General features: G+C 40.2%; 12 protein-coding genes. 11 read left to right on the forward strand and 1 reads right to left on the reverse strand.

The genetic code is table 11. The features are described 5' to 3' along the window. The first annotated feature begins 249 nt into the window (after nt 1-249). The 5 genes from GK047_RS13710 to GK047_RS13730 all read left to right on the forward strand — a co-directional run bounded on the left by GK047_RS13710 (nt 250) and on the right by GK047_RS13730 (nt 7,484). The gene (locus tag GK047_RS13710; RefSeq protein ID WP_163947314.1) at nt 250-1,830 is read left to right on the forward strand and encodes an SWIM zinc finger family protein; all 1,581 of its coding nucleotides are present in this window, start codon (nt 250-252) and stop codon (nt 1,828-1,830) included. After that, the gene (locus GK047_RS13715) at nt 1,830-4,955 is read left to right on the forward strand and encodes a DEAD/DEAH box helicase (protein ID WP_205516795.1); all 3,126 of its coding nucleotides are present in this window, start codon (nt 1,830-1,832) and stop codon (nt 4,953-4,955) included. Before GK047_RS13710 ends, GK047_RS13715 begins: the two co-directional genes overlap by 1 nt. A 92-nt stretch (nt 4,956-5,047) precedes the next feature. Further along, nucleotides 5,048-5,359, forward strand: coding sequence for a hypothetical protein (locus GK047_RS13720; protein WP_163947317.1), 312 nt, complete (start codon nt 5,048-5,050; stop codon nt 5,357-5,359). A 254-nt stretch (nt 5,360-5,613) separates the two neighbouring features. Further along, nucleotides 5,614-6,060 (forward strand): RrF2 family transcriptional regulator, encoded by a 447-nt coding sequence (locus tag GK047_RS13725; RefSeq protein ID WP_163947319.1) that lies wholly within the window; start codon nt 5,614-5,616, stop codon nt 6,058-6,060. Next, nucleotides 6,051-7,484 (forward strand): 4-hydroxyphenylacetate 3-hydroxylase family protein, encoded by a 1,434-nt coding sequence (locus tag GK047_RS13730; RefSeq protein ID WP_163947322.1) that lies wholly within the window; start codon nt 6,051-6,053, stop codon nt 7,482-7,484. The genes GK047_RS13725 and GK047_RS13730 overlap by 10 nt, the downstream gene beginning before the upstream one ends. Nucleotides 7,485-7,548: 64 nt before the next feature. On the opposite strand, the gene GK047_RS13735 is transcribed toward GK047_RS13730, so the two are convergent. Beyond that, nucleotides 7,549-10,068, reverse strand: coding sequence for an O-antigen ligase family protein (locus GK047_RS13735; protein ID WP_163947326.1), 2,520 nt, complete (start codon nt 10,066-10,068; stop codon nt 7,549-7,551). A gap of 643 nt (nt 10,069-10,711) precedes the next feature. On the opposite strand from GK047_RS13735, the gene gmd reads away from it, so the two are divergent. From gmd to GK047_RS13765, 6 genes are all read left to right on the forward strand, one after another. Then, entirely contained in the window at nt 10,712-11,791 is a 1,080-nt protein-coding gene (gmd, locus tag GK047_RS13740) for a GDP-mannose 4,6-dehydratase (RefSeq protein ID WP_163947329.1), read from the forward strand. Between the two features lie 26 nt (nt 11,792-11,817). After that, entirely contained in the window at nt 11,818-12,753 is a 936-nt protein-coding gene (gene fcl, locus GK047_RS13745) for a GDP-L-fucose synthase (RefSeq protein ID WP_163947332.1), read from the forward strand. After that, nucleotides 12,750-13,820 carry a mannose-1-phosphate guanylyltransferase gene (locus tag GK047_RS13750; protein ID WP_163947335.1) on the forward strand — a complete coding sequence of 357 codons (1,071 nt, stop codon included), beginning with the start codon at nt 12,750-12,752 and terminating at the stop codon, nt 13,818-13,820. The genes fcl and GK047_RS13750 overlap by 4 nt, the downstream gene beginning before the upstream one ends. A 103-nt stretch (nt 13,821-13,923) precedes the next feature. Beyond that, on the forward strand, nt 13,924-14,706 hold the full coding sequence (locus GK047_RS13755; protein ID WP_163947339.1) for a glycosyltransferase family 2 protein: 783 nt from the start codon (nt 13,924-13,926) through the stop codon (nt 14,704-14,706). 30 nt (nt 14,707-14,736) lie between these two features. Next, nucleotides 14,737-15,918 (forward strand): glycosyltransferase, encoded by a 1,182-nt coding sequence (locus GK047_RS13760; RefSeq protein WP_163947342.1) that lies wholly within the window; start codon nt 14,737-14,739, stop codon nt 15,916-15,918. Continuing rightward, on the forward strand, nt 15,906-16,715 hold the full coding sequence (locus GK047_RS13765) for an ABC transporter permease (RefSeq protein WP_163947345.1): 810 nt from the start codon (nt 15,906-15,908) through the stop codon (nt 16,713-16,715). The genes GK047_RS13760 and GK047_RS13765 overlap by 13 nt, the downstream gene beginning before the upstream one ends. The last annotated feature ends 2 nt before the right edge of the window (nt 16,716-16,717 follow it).

A 16,717-nucleotide genomic window follows, 5' to 3' on the forward strand; every position in this document is an offset into this window, starting at 1 on the left:
CGAAGTCGTCAATAGACACCACTGCGTTCCTGTTTACGAGCATGTGTATACCTGTTCTGAGAGAGATGAATATTGTGGCGGGCATCATCACCCACATCAAGGTTTTCCACGTAGTTAAATTTAAACCAGCCTCCGGCTTCGAAGAGCAATCATTCGGTCCGGGGGTTTCTTTATCTAAAGGTCGATAAAGATGGTTTTAAAACGTATACTTAATGTATTGGAAATTTGTCGAATTTCGGAGGCCTATTCATGCTCGATGTAGATATAGATTGGAATCAGTGGTCGAACCAGCTCCGCCCTCACTTTAGTGAGGCGATCGTCCAGCGTGGCTGGCTTTATTATCAGCAGCATGCCGTGATGGAGCTAAGCATGGAAGGTACTTCTGTCATTAAAGCTAGGGTATCGGGAGCAAGTGCGTATCGGGTAAGGATTGCGCTTGATGATTTCTCCAGAAGCAGCTGCAGCTGTCCCTATGCTTATGGCTCATCCTGTAAGCATATGGCAGCGGTACTGTTTGAGGTGAGCGATCAGCTTGGATTTGAACCGAAGGAATTGTTTGCAGCCAGTGGAAAAACTGGGGGAAACCGAAGGCCAGAGGGACAGTCGTTTTTGAAAGAAATCCCTAGGCCGAGTGCAAAGGATACGAGTTCCGTTTGGCATGCCTATTTCGAAAAACAATTCGGGAGTGCCAAGGTATACAACGCTTCAAGCGTTGAAGAATTGTATACACATGCATTGGACAAGCTGCGCAAGGTTGCGGATGGATGGCAGCCAATGCTCAAAGCCATTTATGAGATTCATGTGGTGCTTTTTTTGATGGAGCTTTGCGATTCACTGGTTGAGGATCTGTCGGGGAACAATTACTACTACCAAAATATTTCTTATTATTATTCTGAAATCGCCAAAAGCACGATGGAACAATTGGCCCATGCCATGCGATATGTAGATCCCAAAGAAGCATGGCTTGAGCATCCGCAATATGTGACAGAGCTCGCTGCGCACTTAGGCGGAAGCGTTTTAGAAGACAAGCAGGATTCGAAGATGAACTGGACAGGTGCGTATCGACTGCTGTGGTGGAATCTTCTTCATGAGAAGAGCTTGATAAGTACTGAAGTAAGAAGACTAAGGGAGCTCGCAAGCGATAAAGGAAGATCCATTCATGCTCGGAAAGCCGCCGTAATGGCGTTAGTCCATTTCGATATTATGGCTGGACACGACGAAACGGCCATGGAGCGGATAACGGCGGAGGTTAGACGTATTGATCCAGGGGATTGGTTCGGTTATTTGCAAACTTTTGCCCAACTTGAGCAGTGGCATCGTCTTGTGAACTGGCTCAAGTGGCTTCAGCCTGCTGTCGGGAAAACTGCGAATGAATGCACCAACACGTATTTTCATTTGTGGAATGAGGCGGCTAAACATGTGGATATTGTAGAAGAGCAGAAGCAAGCTATGGTAGCGTTACTACCTGGCAGTTACAGGCATTATTCCCGCTCTTTATTGGACAAAAAGGAGTATCAGACTTGGGCAGACCTGATCTTGTTGTTAGATTTGACACCTTTTCATATCGAATCTTCCGATTGGAAGCTAGTGGAGAAAGAGAATATACGTGTGCTGCTCCCGATCTACCATCATGCTGCTGAGCAGTTTATTATGGAAAAAAATCGAGATTCCTATAAGAGGGCGGTCAGACTGCTGAAAAGACTGGGGACTGTCTACAAAAAGCTCAAGCAATCGCCGCGCTTTGAGTCCTATATTCAACAGCTGAGCAAGCAATACACACGCTATCGCGCGTTTCAAGAGGAACTGCGGAAAGGGAAGCTCATTACATGATGAATTTGTCGAAGATATTTATCAAGGTACAGAGATTGGCATCGGGAAGCTTCGGCCTATATGGAGAAACAGAGCAAGCCAACGCAGTTCCGGGTTTAACGTTAAGAAAGCTGCTGTTTGCCTGGCATGAGCGATCTTATTACGGCACGCAGCTAGAAATAATAGCAACAGAACAAGGCGAAGGTGTAGTTCTGACACCTTACATGGCTATGGATTATTTCGCGAAACCTGCCTCTTTATTGCATGGGAATGTATCATGGGATGAAGATATTCGGATTTTTCAAGAGACTGCAGTTTTGTTTAAAATGGCTTTACAAGAGGGCTGGTATATGCCGTCTTATGAGCGCTGGCGAGATGGCAAGTTCGGCTGGAAGCTTCAGCTTCCGAAGGAAAGAAACGATGCCTATCTGAAGCTGCTGCTTATAGGAAAGGGACAGTACGAGCTCATCTGGCAGGAATGGTTCAATGCTCTTGTTGAAGAACTGCTGCACCAAGAGGGTTCGGAGATTGGAGCTTCCTGGCAGCAAGTTATGGAAGAAAATAGGCTGATTCAGTTGCGAGAAGGCGCACTTACAGAAGGTATCGGGGATCTAACTTGGATGCAGGAAGAGGATTGGCTGCTTGCGATTGGTTGGAGGCAGGATGATAATCCCTTCCGTGTTTGTGTGCAGTTGGTGGAGCCTTATGAGGATGCATATGGAGCTGGGAATTCCTCGGATGACGCATCCGATTGGCGCATACAGCTCCTTGTGCAGGATCGAATGGATGGGAATCGTTTTGCTGAATTTAGTGCGGCAGGTAAGTACTTGTCAGGGCATGTCCCCGAGACTTGGAAGGGCGAGATCGATGATCGGCTCCAAGAGCAGGTGGAAAAGATTTTACGTATTGTACCTGCACTAGAAAGCGAATATCAATCAAAGCGACTGAAACATTTGACGGATGACGATGCATGGACATTTCTAACTGAATCCAGTTTGCAGCTTGTCGCAGCTGGGATTACAGTGTTTTTACCTGTTTGGTGGGAGGATCTCCAGAAGCTCAGGCCGCAGTTGAAAGCCAAAGTCCAAACCTCGGTGGGTTCGTCACGCAAATCCATGTTCGGTATGGATCAAATCATCCAATTTGACTGGCGTGTGGCTTTGGGCAGAGTTGATTTATCCGAGGAAGAATTCCTCCAAATGGCTGCGCAGAAGAAACGACTCATTTACATTCGCGGTAATTGGGTACAGCTCGATCCTGTCTATCTCGAACAAATTAGGTCTGCTATGCGTCAGGTGGAAAAGAAAAAGGGGCTTTCCTTCAGAGATATTCTTGAGATGCATCTGTTGGAGGACGGTGACAGGGATAAGCTTGAGTCTGACACTGAAAATGAAGACGGTCTTCGCGAAAATCTGCAAATTCGGGTAGAGCTGAATAAGAATCTGCGAACGTTGATGAACCAATTGAACCAGACAAAGTCTATACCGCTAGTGAATGAGATTAACGATCTGAAAGCCGATCTCCGGTCTTATCAGGTAGAGGGAGTTTCTTGGCTTCTATTTTTACGTGAAATGGGACTAGGCGGTTGTCTGGCGGATGACATGGGTCTGGGCAAAACAATCCAGTTCATCGCTTACCTGCTGCAAGTTCAGAATGAAGATTTAGATAGTACGAGAGGTACACAGAAGGGAGCTAGAACGCCTGCGGAGACGGAAAAGTCTCTGGAATTAGGCGCTCTCACTGATCATTCGCCATCTTTACTGATCTGCCCGACCTCTGTACTCGGCAATTGGCAAAAAGAGCTCGAGAGGTTCGCTCCCTCCCTCAAGATTCATCTTCATTACGGGTCACAGAGAGCCAAAGGAGACAGATTCGGAGCCTCTATTCAAGGTGCTGATCTGGTTATGACCTCTTATAGCATCGCGCATCTAGATGAAGAGGAACTGTCAGGCTTAACATGGAACGCTCTTTGTCTAGATGAGGCCCAGAATATCAAAAATGCTTATACCAAGCAGGCTTTAGCGATTCGAGGTTTACACGCAAGGCAGCGTATCGCGCTAACAGGGACGCCGATTGAAAACAGGCTGACCGAATTGTGGTCGATTTTCGACTTTATTAATCCAGGCTATTTGGGCACGCTGGGACATTTTAATCATCAATATGTGAATCCAATTGAGAAAAATGGCAAAGGCGCAGCCGAGTTAACTGCGCGCGTGCAGAAGTTGGTTCGCCCGTTCCTGCTTAGACGCATGAAGAAGGATCCGGCGATTCAGTTGGATCTCCCTGATAAGTATGAGACCAAAGCTTATGTCTCGTTGACTCCGGAGCAAGGTGCACTCTACGAGAATGTGGTTCAAGGACTGCTGGATAAGGTCGATACGCTAACTGGATTTGAGAAAAAAGGCCTTATCTTGGCTTCGCTAATGAAGCTGAAGCAGATTTGTGATCATCCCGCTTTGTTCCTGAAGGAAGCGGGTGGAAGTGAGTATGTAGATAACGTAGCGATTAGGGATAAAAGCGCAAGCGGCCCCAACCATAGCGACGCTACTGTAGAAAGGATTAGCACTACTGCTAGCCAAAGGCAGTATCGTTCAGCCAAAATGGAGCGGCTGCTCGAAATGATCGACGAGCTGCGCGCGGAAGAGGGAAGCTGTCTGATCTTCACCCAGTTCGTCGACATGGGGCACATCCTGAAAGCCACCATTGAACAAGAGCGCGGCGAAGCCGTGCAGTTCCTTCATGGTGGCTTAAGTAAAGGGAAGCGCGATGAGATGATCGCGCGCTTCCAAGATCAATCGCTCCCGGCAGAGGAGCGGTGCAGCATCTTCATCCTCTCGCTTAAAGCGGGAGGAACGGGTCTGAACCTCACAGTGGCGAACCATGTTTTCCACTTTGACCGCTGGTGGAACCCGGCTGTGGAGAATCAAGCCACTGACCGTGCTTTTCGCATCGGACAAACCCGCGACGTGCAGGTGCACAAGTTCGTCACCCTCGGTACGCTCGAAGAGCGTATCGACGAGATGATCGAGAAAAAACAGGGCCTCAGTGACCAGATTGTCGGCAGCGGTGAGAACTGGGTTACAGAGATGTCGACGGGTGAGCTGAGAGAGTTGTTTGCTTTGAGGAAGGAATGGATGGAGAAGTGAAATAGGATGGGAGCCAGGGAAGCTAGGTGGAACAATGAGGAGGGTAGATAGAGCCAGAGGAAGTCAGGTGGAGCAACGAGGAGGGCAGATCGATGAGTGAGACTGGAAGTGGGAATGGTGCTAGAAGTGAGGCTGTAGGGGGCGTGCAGCCTAAGCTCAGGGGAAGAACAACGAAGGCTGCAAGCAAAGGGGCTCTAGAGTCTAATGTCGTAAATGAAGCATCTTTGAATGAGGTAAAGGCAGGGGAGATTGTGAACGAGCAGCCGCCTAGTGGAAGAAAACAGCTGAAGAGGAAGCAAGTTGCACCAAAGCAAGAGCAAGCATTACTTCCCGGGACGGAGCGAATGTCAGGAGCTTGGCAGCGCTTCTACACGGCAGTGAGTGAGTCTATCAAGGATGAATGATGCCTGTTTAAAGATAGGCTGAATGAATACACTATCGGAGTAAGTGAAGTATAGAGGAGAGTCGGAGATTAAGATCCGGCTCTCTTTTTTTCATTCATGTCAATCATTTCAAATATATGGATCTGGTGATTTTTAATGTAAAAAATAATCATTGACCACTATGAATAGGCGACATATAATTATTCCAAATATAACCATTTAAGTCTTATTTAAATACGACAAAATTGGTTATATATGAAATGAGGTGGTTGTCTATGAAAATTTCTACAAAAGGAGAGTATGCACTAAGAGCTTTAATTGTACTTGGACAAAATAGAGACGCGTGGTTATCCGTTGGTGAATTATCACGGAAAACATTAGTCTCCGAGCCTTATTTGGAGAAAATCTTACTACAGCTGAAAAAAATGGACTATGTGGAAAGCAAGAGAGGACATCAGGGAGGGTTCAATCTCTTGAGAGAGCCTGACAATATTAACTTAGGCGAGGTTATCCGACAGTTGGAGGGGCCGCTTGCCCCCATGGGGTGTGCAAGTATAACCAAATATGAGCCATGTGAGTTGGAAGTAGGTTGTCTTTTAAAACCATTGTGGGTGTTGATTAGAGAAGTTATTGCACACGTATTAGAACAAACTACACTGCAGCATTTACTAGATGGTCAATTCTACTTGAATGAAAAGGATGTGCGAGTTCCATGCAGCTGACCCGAGGGGAGCAATTTATTAATAGCCTTAAAGATGGCCGGAAAGTATGGCTAGAGGGTAAGGAGATTGAAGTTACAACACATGCTGCCTTTCATGGGACACTGAATACGATTTCAAGATTGTTCACGATGCTGGATGAGCCCGAATTGAGTAATCAAATCGGTTTTTATGATACTGCTCAAGAGAAGATCGTTCATAATGCTTTTCTTTTACCGCGTGAGCAAGCAGATTTGAGGAAGAGAGCGGCGGCCTTTCGGATTTGGGCAGAGCATACGAATGGGGTCATGAGTCGGTTATCGGATTACGCGAGATCGCGATTGACGGGTTGGTATGCGACAAAGGAAAGATACCATGTGTATGACAAACATTTTGGAGATAAAATTAGCCGTTACTACGAAGAAGCAAAAGCGAAAGACTTATTCCTTACGGCCGTCCAACGTGAGCCACAGGTAAACCGATCTCAGGCAATTGGCGATGACCCAGACGCTATACTTCGAGTAATTGGGAAGAATTCGGAGGGCTTGATCGTAAGGGGAGCCAAGATGATCGCAACGGCGGGGCCTTATTCGAATGATTTTATCGTTTACCCTGTGACCAAAATTCCTGAGAACCATCCTGAATATGCACATATGATGATCGTACCTGCTAATTCGAAGGGTCTTCATATGATGTGTAGGGAATCCTTCGCTGAATTGAGGAACCATCACGATTATCCGATTAGCTCTCGCTATGATGAGATGGATGCGGTCCTCTTTTTTGACGATGTAGTAGTGCCATGGGAACGTGTTTTGCTTCACGACAATCCTGAAGCTTTATGGCAAATACGAATGAACGAAGCGTCCAGTAGTCTTGCCTATCACCAAAGCATCATTCGACTGCAAGTAAAGTTAGAATTCGTGACAGGTCTAGCCTGCGCAATAGCTGAATCTATAGGCGTAAATCAATTTCTAAATATCCAAGAGAAGCTAGGTGAGTTAGTAAATCAAGTACAAACGATTAAGGGACTTATTATAGCATCTGAGGTAGAAGCTAAGGCAGATGAATTTGGCAACTTGATTCCGGCTTTCACTTATATCGAAACAGCGAGAAATTTAGGGAGCCGTTATTATCCGCGCGCCTTGGAAATCATCCAAACCATAGGAGCAGGCGGCTTTTTTCAGGTTCCATCGACATGCTCAGAAATAGAGGGGCCTTTGGGGACATACATACAAACCTATTTGCAGGGTGCCTCTTTGAAAGCAGATGAGAAAGTTAAGCTGTTCAAGCTTGCGTGGGATTTAGTCGGAAGTCCGCTAGCTTCGCGGCATAAACTGTATGAACAGTTTTATGCAGGAGATCCAGTGAGGAATTTGGCCGGTCAGTATGTGAACTTCGATAAGGATAAGATGATTGGCGAGGTGTTTTCAATGGTTCGGTCATCGTAAGAAGATATGTATTTTCTTATTTATAAATGAAACGGGGTACCCTCATAGTGGCACCCCGTTTTATTTATTTTATTTGAAAATTAGTTGTAGTAACTGTATCGATGCTTTGCTTTTCATTTGGATCTTTTGCAATGAGTTTGTCTAGCAGTGCTTGATCCATAGTTCCTTGCTTCTGCAAAGCAGCCAAATACCATCTTGCGATCACTCGATTCATTTGATCATCAAATTGATCCTTCACATACGGTTTAATGACGTTCCCCGCACCAGCATAATCGCCACGCATGAAGTACACCTGACTTACATTCAAGGCAATACTTGGTGTTACAGCGAACTCACGTCCCTGTAACTGGCCGGCTGGCAAGCTTTTTAGTGAATCAATCTTTTGTAGAAACTCTTTATACGTTTCTAGCACGCCATCGAGTCTTCTATTGAAGTTTTGTGCATCATTTTTCCCTCTAGCTATGTTCGCTAGCTCAATATTTAAAGCCATGTTTTTCTCATAAAGATCGATATACCACGGGTAATTAGGTAATTGAGTAGTAGTCCAGTCCAACGCTTCTTGTTGCTTATCTTTCATAATAAGCATGTTAAGCTGTTGAAATGCTATTACGCGATTATGTGGTTCTTTTACTATTAACTGATTGAGCAGATCTTGCGCTTGATCAAAATAAGTTTCACTCTTCGTCGGATCTTCTGTCTTCATTTGATTATACACTTGAAGGAGGATTCCGATTCTGCTAATTTGCCCAGTCAACAAATAGTCTGGATGAGCAGGATGAAGTGCGATCGCTTTGTCCAGAGGCGCGACAATTTGGTTGTAATCCTGACTCTTTTTAACGACTTCTAGTGATTGTTTATATGAACTATTAGCGGAGACTAGCTGCGCTGAAACATAGAACATGACAACAGAGATTACCGCTAGTAACGCTGGAAATGCTTTGTGCAGTGCCACTGATTTTGATTTCAAGCTAAGCGGAGCAGTGGAACTATTGCTAAGCATAGCCCCAAGTGCAAGGAATAGCACAGCACCCAGATAAACATAGCTTAAATCAAAGTCAATCATACTGTGGACTAACAAAGAGACGGTAACAATGAAAAAGAGGAAGTGCATGTCTCTTTTCTCTTCTGTACTTTTAATGTAGCTTCGGATATAGAAGACCATTACAGCAATAACGAAACCGATGAAGGCAAGGAATCCTAGCGCTCCTGCTTCTACTAAATATTGAAGAGCGAAGTTATGAGCTTGACGACTCGTATATGGGTTGTTTTGGTACTTCTCGTATAACGAAGCCCAAGCGCCTCCGCCTGCTCCGATAATCGGATAATCAGACCAAAGCTTTACAGCATCTTTATAAAAGGTACCGCGCTCCAGTACGCTATGCTGTTGAAAGTTAATATTTGCAAGACGAGTTTTGACGTTCTCTGGAAGCACATTTTTCAAACCAGTGTCACTGAGAAGAATAAAGGCACCGAGTAAGCCTACGACAATAGCGGCAACGGGCAATGTAAAGTTAGCGAATTTCTTATCTGCGAAACGAGCAGTAATACGCTCTAACCATGGCGCTCCATAGCGTTGAATAACGATAGCAAGGGCAGCGAAGACTACAGACGTAAGAAGTAAGATTGACCAGCCGTTCCAAGAACCCGATGCAGTTGGTTGCTTTTGAAGCACGGTACCAATATCGGTAATTTTTTGTAAAATAATAAGGGATGCAGCGAAAGCTAATCCAAGCTGCACCAGAGCCGAAATTTGTCTGCTAATTGAAAGAAAGAAAAGCATAATCAAGAAAATAACCGGAATGACAACAATTGCACCACGAGAGAGTGTAAGCCAGAAGGATACAATCATAGGCACCATCATCAGTGCATGAGGAAGGACCAGGTACCATTTGCGTGACTTCACAATGAAAAATAATGATCCAAGGAACAACATAATTAAGAAGGCTGCGTACGTGTTTGCATATTGAAATACCGAAGTGAGACGAAAACCATTGGAGTCACTCATAATAGCGTCGCGGTACTTAAATGGATTGCTTCCATCCATCAAAGCGAACCAGCTAACCAAATGACCAGCGAAGTTTCCGTTACCAAACCAATACAAAAGTCCAAAGATGACGATCACATAACCAGAGATCATTAAAATTCCGGCAGTAATCGACGTGCCGAGCTTGTTTTTTGTCAGAAATACACCTAAAATGAAGAAGGTTGCATACAGCATCTGGATGTAGACCATGTTCGTTGCCAAATAATGAGAGGCTGCATTTGCTAATGATATTATATAGGTGAGTGGCATTAGTAAGACCAGAATGGTCAATACATCTTTTTGTTCTTTAAGCTTGTAAACGAAAAATGCAAGAATCGCTATTAATAGCAAAATGATAGATGACCATACCGAGGCTGAATAAATCGATCTTTCAAAGTCATAGGAGCCACCATTGAATAAAGCTCGCTGAAACGGGGCCCAGAACATAAACAAACCGACAAATCCTATAAGAATCCAAAAGATAACAGAGCTTTTCTCTGTTGTAATCGTCCCGTTCGCTTTCGCTCGCGAAGCCGCATACGTATTCGTTCTTGCACTCATGAAAAACAGTCTCCTTCTTCGCTAGATGTCGTGTTTATTTTAGCATATAGGGAGGGGGTTTCCAAATGGTTGTTCTTGAGATTAGATATTGAAAGAATTTGAGAGGTGAGCTTTTCAAGGGAAGATGTGCTCTGTATGAACTATAATGTTAGCATGTTTTGCTTCCTCGAACAGAGCAGAGATGCCTCTTTTTCATTTATCATCTGGCAATAACTTTAGGATAAGTCATAAAGAGAATGTTTTTGAGTAAAGACCTTATCTCTAGTTCTCAAAGCTTAAAAGGAAAATAATAGACGAATCTTTAGGGTAGCAATATTGTTGGTCGATCCTGGCTTAAGTTGTCTTCTATCTTCTTTGACAGATCGTTATTTAAAGAAGATTTAACAGTTGCTGAAAGGTAAGCAAGCCATAGGACTCAGTTTTTTTCGTGGAAAGATCTTTATGAGAAAAACTTAATTGTCGTAGTAAGAATGACAGGAATAATAACTAACTTTCTCTATGTTCTGTCACGTAAGTAGCGTGCGAATTTTCATTTTCGATAATGTCAATTTTTCTTCCCAGAGTTTAATAACAACAGTATCTTATCACAGGCTGGGCTCTGCGGAATTTATAATAGAAAACGTAATGGAGGCTAACACATTATATGAAGAAAGCTTTAATAACAGGAATAACAGGACAAGACGGAGCTTATCTTGCTGAATTTTTAATAAAAAAAGGCTATGAGGTTCACGGTGTTATCAGACGCAGTTCTTCGTTCAACACAGGTAGAATAGAACATTTGTATATTGAAGAGCTGATAGAGGATATGCATAAGAATAGAAAAATTTATCTTCATTATGGGGATATGACAGATTCAACCAATATAATATCTATCATACAAAAGGTTCAACCTGATGAAATTTATAATCTGGCGGCCCAATCTCATGTGAAAGTATCTTTTGAAACTCCAGAATATACAGCAAATGCAGATGGAATAGGCACATTACGTGTTTTAGAGGCAGTAAGGCTATTAGGGTTAATAGATAAAACACGCATATATCAAGCATCGACGTCCGAACTTTTCGGTTTAGTTCAGGAAGTACCTCAAAAAGAAACTACTCCTTTTTATCCTAGGAGCCCATATGGTGTAGCTAAGATTTATGGTTTTTGGATTGTTAAAAACTATAGGGAATCTTACAACATGTTTGCAGTCAATGGCATTTTATTTAATCATGAATCTCCAAGAAGAGGAGAAACTTTTGTAACGAGAAAAATTACTTTAGCTGCATCACGCATTAAACAAGGAAAACAAAAAAAACTTTATTTAGGTAACCTTGATGCAATGCGTGATTGGGGACATGCAAGAGATTATGTAGAGTGTATGTGGCTTATGTTGCAGCATGATAAACCAGAAGATTTTGTAATAGCGACTGGTGAAATGCATAGTGTAAGAGAGTTTTGTACGTTTGCGTTTAAAGAGGCAGGAATCAATCTTGAATGGCAAGGCGAGGGTATTCAAGAAAAGGGAATTGATCGATCAAATGGAACTATTTTAGTTGAAATAGATCCTAAATATTTTAGACCAGCTGAGGTAGAACAATTGCTTGGAGATCCTACTAAAGCAAAAACTTTACTTGGATGGAATCCAACACAAACAAGTTTTGAATCTTTAGTAAAAGAAATGGTACGTGAAGACATGAAATATGTGGAGAAAGAGGAACGAATTCGTAAAGCATTTGACTAAATTTCTTTAAAGGAAGATGAAATGAAATGGATAAAAATAGTAAAATATTTGTTGCTGGACATAGAGGAATGGTAGGATCAGCAATTGTAAGAAGGCTTGAAGCAGAAGGGTATAGAAGAATTATTGTCAAAACGTCATCAGAATTAGATTTAACAAGACAAGCAGATGTGGAAAATTTTTTTAAAGCTGAAGAGCCTGAATATGTGTTTTTAGCGGCTGCAAAAGTAGGTGGTATACATGCTAATAATACATATCCCGCAGAGTTTATCTACAACAATTTGATGATTGAAGCAAATGTAATTCATACTGCATACAGTTATGGAGTAAAAAAATTATTGTTTCTAGGAAGTTCTTGTATATACCCTAAAATGGCATCACAGCCAATAAAGGAAGAGTACCTATTAAATGGCTATTTAGAAAGTACTAACGAAGCATATGCTATTGCAAAAATAGCAGGATTAAAAATGTGTGAATATTATAATCGTCAGTATGGAAGTGAATTTATTAGTGCAATGCCTACAAATTTATATGGGCCCAATGACAATTATGATCTGGAGAACTCGCATGTCTTGCCTGCACTTATAAGGAAATTTCATGAAGCAAAGATTAGTGTAGCAAAAGAAGTAGTAATTTGGGGGAGCGGCACTCCTAGAAGAGAGTTTTTGCATGTTGATGATCTCGCTGATGCCAGTTTATTTCTGATGCTAGGTTATAAAGGGCAAGAAACAGTAAATGTGGGCATTGGAAAAGACATTTCCATTCTTGAGTTATCTCAGCTTATAGCTGAAGTTGTTGGATATGAAGGTGAGCTAGTGAACGATTTAAGTAAACCAGATGGAACTCCAAGGAAATTGCTAGATGTTTCCAAAATGCAAAATCTCGGATGGGAAGCTAAAATTAAATTAAGAGAAGGTATCCAAACAACGTATAGATGTTTCTTACAAGCAGGAGTGGTGCAATGAATAGGTTTGCGGTTATAATGGCAGGCGGTGGAGGAACTCGCTTTTGGCCTTTGTCTAGACAAAATAAACCCAAGCAATTATTAAATATAAGTGGTAATGATATTATGATTAACGACACTATTCTTAGATATAAAAATGTAATATCTATTGAGAATACATTAATTGTAACCAATAAATCTCAGGTTTCATTACTTGAAGAGATACTATTAGAGCAAGTCCCTAAAAATAACATATTAAAAGAGCCAATAGCTAAAAATACAGCAGCATGTATCCTCTATGCAGCATTACATCTACAAAAGAAATATGATAACTGCTTGATGGTTGTACTGCCCTCTGATCATTATATAACAAATGTAAGTAATTTTAGAGCAACACTAGAAAAAGCATGTTTATTAGCGGAAGAGACTGAAAACTTAGTTACTATTGGGATAAAGCCTTCTTTTCCCTCCACTGGATATGGTTATATTAATTTTAATAAAAATATTTTAAAAAATGGCGCTTATGAGGTTAATGAATTTGTTGAGAAGCCGAATTTTGAAAAGGCTAAACAATATTTATCAACTGGTGATTATTTATGGAACAGCGGTATGTTTCTATGGAAGACTAGTAAAATTATCGACTGTTTCCAAAGGTATCTCCCAAGGATATACAACAATATGATGCAAATCTATAAAGATATCGGTACTGAAAAAGAAGAAGAAGCTATTGCAAACATTTATCCAACACTACAAAATATCTCTATAGATTATGGTATTCTTGAAAGAAGTGATGATGTTATTGTAGTTCCTGGAGATTTCGGCTGGAATGATGTTGGAAGTTGGGATGCTTTAGGTGGCATTTTTTCTCCTGATGATCACGGCAACATTGTGAGGGCAAAGCATATTGGACTCGATACAAAAAACAGCATTATCTTTGGTAAGGACAGGCTGATCGCCACTATCGGAGTTGATAATTTAATCATTGCCGAAACTAATGATGCTATCTTAGTATGCCCCAAAGATAAAGCACAAGACGTTAAGAATATTGTTGATATACTTAAACAAAAAGGTATGATTAATTATGTATAATAAAATCTTTAAGCGTACATTAGAGTATATTAAAGATAACGGACTGAATAGTTTACTCTACAAAATCTACAAAAAAACGATGTATAAATACTATAAAAATAAGTTGGAAAGTTTTCGGAATAAAACTGATAGCAAATTGAAGATAAATACTCAAGAATATCAAAGTGCCATTCCATATGAAAAAGTAATGCCATCTAGAACAAATTCAAATGTAAGTATCATTCTTATACATGGGGGAAAGAATGAAGAATTAGTAAGATGTTTGGATTCAATCAGTAAGAACAGTACTTATAAAAACTATGAAATAATGATTATAGCCTTTGCTGAGATAAGGGAGGCTATTCTGGAGAAATACAAAGGGTCAATTGTTAAAGTTATGTCTTTTGAAAAGTCTTTTGGTCTTTCTAAATCAGTTAACAAACTCGTAGCAACATTAAAAAGTGATTATATTGTTTTACTAAGTGATAATATTATAATTGCAAGCCCTAATTGGATTGAAGAGTTGATTTATTGTCTCAACTTATCGGAAGTAGGGGTTGTAGCACCGGTTTTATTATCATCGGAGAGCACTACTGAGCGGGTTCATAAACAAAAGAAGGTCAGTGCTAATAATCTATTAGAGGGATTAGCAGTGACCCGATCTTGTTTAATGATGGATACTAATTTATATAGAGAATGCGAAGGATTAAATGAATATCTAATTAATTCTTACGCAAATATAGATTTATGTTTGCGGATTCAGGAGATGGGGAAAACTATTATAGTTACACCAAAAGCACATATTTTAGAGATGAATAACAAACATGAAGAAGTTTTTGATTTCATGGATAAGGCATTGTTTTTAAATCGCTGGAAAGAAAAATTAGAAAGTAAATTTTATTTGTGATACAGAAAATATACGTATAGGAGTATTAATGTGAATGTGCTATTTGTAAATTATCATGACTTTTCAAGTAATAGTGCTATTCATATTTTTAATTTTGCGAATCAATTAATTAATATGGATGTTGATTGTAAAGTTTTTGTTCCGAATAATAAAAAATCTATTCAATTAATTGGAAAAGCAAAATTTGAGGTGTTCGATTTTGCTGATTTTCGCAAAAAAAAAATAGAATTCCAAGACGGGAGAAATCCCGACATAATTCATGCATGGACCCCTAGAGAAATAGTAAGAGGGTTTACACAAAAGTTAACGGATTTTTATGGTTGTAAGTACATTGTCCATCTTGAGGATAATGAAGAGGCAATAGTGAGAAAAAGATATGGAATTGATACAGAACTTATGAAATCTTTACCAGAGAAAATTTTAAACAGAATTATAGATAAACAATTTTCTCATCCAACAAGATTTAGAGGGTTTTTAGAAAAGGCGGACGGTATAACCGTTATTATTGATAAATTATTGGAATTAAAACCCCCGCAAATAAAAGGGAAAGTTATATGGCCTGGATATGAAGAAGAAAAATTCTCACCACGGCCTGTTGATATAGAGTTGAGAACTAAACTTGGAATTAATGAAAAGAGTTTCGTCATTGTTTATACTGGAAATGTTCATCCATCGAATAAAAAAGAAGTGTACAGTTTATATCTGGCCATTGCTGCTTTAAATAGAAAAGGCATATCGGTTAAGTTAGTCAGAACTGGACGAGATTTTGTTGATTTTCATGATGATGCAACAGATAGTGCGAGAGAATTTTATATTGAATTAGGATTTGTAGATAGGGAAGTGCTTCCGAATATAATGTCTTTATCTGATATTTTTGTTCAGCCAGGTGCTTCAGATGAATTTAATGATTATCGATTTCCTTCAAAGCTCCCAGAGTTCTTCGCAATGAGTAAGCCAGTGATACTTCCTAGCACGAATATTGGAAGGTACTTAATGGATGGATACAATTGTCTTCTGTTAGAAAAAGGTGATGCATTTGAAATTTGCGAAAAACTTGAGTTTGTTTTTAATAATATGGACAGAAGTAGGATTATAGGAAAAGAAGGCAGAGAGTTTGCAACTAAAAATTTTAGTTGGTCTATTAATACTAAAGCGTTATATGATTTTTATGTTGATGTAATAGAGAACGATACTCAATCATGGAGGAAATAAATAATACTATGCAGCTAATAAAAGAATTATTGAATAGTAGAAGCTTAATTTGGAGCTTTGCGAAAAATGATTTTAAAACTCGTTATTCCGGTTCAATTTTTGGTATTACCTGGGCATTTATACAGCCTATAATGACTTTACTAACATTTTGGTTTGTTTTTCAAGTTGGATTCAGATCTACAGCTGTATTGGACGTGCCTTTCATTTGTTGGTTCGCTGCGGGATTGATACCTTGGTTTTTCTTTGCAGATGCTTGGTCCAGCGCGGGTAATGCTTTTGTTGAATATAGTTATTTGATTAAGAAAGTCGTTTTTAAAGTAAGCATGTTACCAATTATAAAAATTATTTCATCAGCATTTATACATGTTGTTTTTATTATAATTTTGGCACTCATCTATATTATATACGGTATTTTTCCTCAAATGATTTGGATTCAACTGTTGTATTACTCGTTTTGTATGATTATTTTTACCGTGGCATTAACATTTATTACAGCTTCCATTATTCCGTTTTTTAAAGACATCAATAACATGGTAGCTATTATTCTTCAATTTGGCATGTGGCTGACTCCAATTATGTGGTCATACAATATGGTGCCAGATAAGTACCAAGCTTTTTTTAAGTTAAATCCTATGTATTATATTGTCGAGGGATATCGGGATACATTGATTAATCATGTATGGTTTTGGCATAGGTATAATCAAACATTATGGTTTTGGGCAATTACTCTTGTGTTATGTTTGTTAGGAGCCATATTCTATAAAAAATTGAAGCCTCATTTTGCCGATGTTCTTTGATT

This window comes from Paenibacillus sp. SYP-B3998, assembly GCF_010820665.1.
GTDB lineage: Bacteria > Bacillota > Bacilli > Paenibacillales > NBRC-103111 > Paenibacillus_E.

Excerpts from the sequence above, each read along its gene's own strand:
- GK047_RS13765 (WP_163947345.1), top strand. The coding sequence starts at position 15,906 with ATGGAGGAAATAAATAATACTATGCAGCTAATAAAAGAATTATTGAAT.
- GK047_RS13750 (WP_163947335.1), top strand. The coding sequence starts at position 12,750 with ATGAATAGGTTTGCGGTTATAATGGCAGGCGGTGGAGGAACTCGCTTT.
- fcl (WP_163947332.1), top strand. The coding sequence starts at position 11,818 with ATGGATAAAAATAGTAAAATATTTGTTGCTGGACATAGAGGAATGGTA.
- GK047_RS13730 (WP_163947322.1), top strand. The coding sequence starts at position 6,051 with ATGCAGCTGACCCGAGGGGAGCAATTTATTAATAGCCTTAAAGATGGC.
- GK047_RS13735 (WP_163947326.1), bottom strand. The coding sequence starts at position 10,068 with ATGAGTGCAAGAACGAATACGTATGCGGCTTCGCGAGCGAAAGCGAAC.
- GK047_RS13725 (WP_163947319.1), top strand. The coding sequence starts at position 5,614 with ATGAAAATTTCTACAAAAGGAGAGTATGCACTAAGAGCTTTAATTGTA.
- GK047_RS13710 (WP_163947314.1), top strand. The coding sequence starts at position 250 with ATGCTCGATGTAGATATAGATTGGAATCAGTGGTCGAACCAGCTCCGC.
- gmd (WP_163947329.1), top strand. The coding sequence starts at position 10,712 with ATGAAGAAAGCTTTAATAACAGGAATAACAGGACAAGACGGAGCTTAT.
- GK047_RS13715 (WP_205516795.1), top strand. The coding sequence starts at position 1,830 with ATGAATTTGTCGAAGATATTTATCAAGGTACAGAGATTGGCATCGGGA.
- GK047_RS13720 (WP_163947317.1), top strand. The coding sequence starts at position 5,048 with ATGAGTGAGACTGGAAGTGGGAATGGTGCTAGAAGTGAGGCTGTAGGG.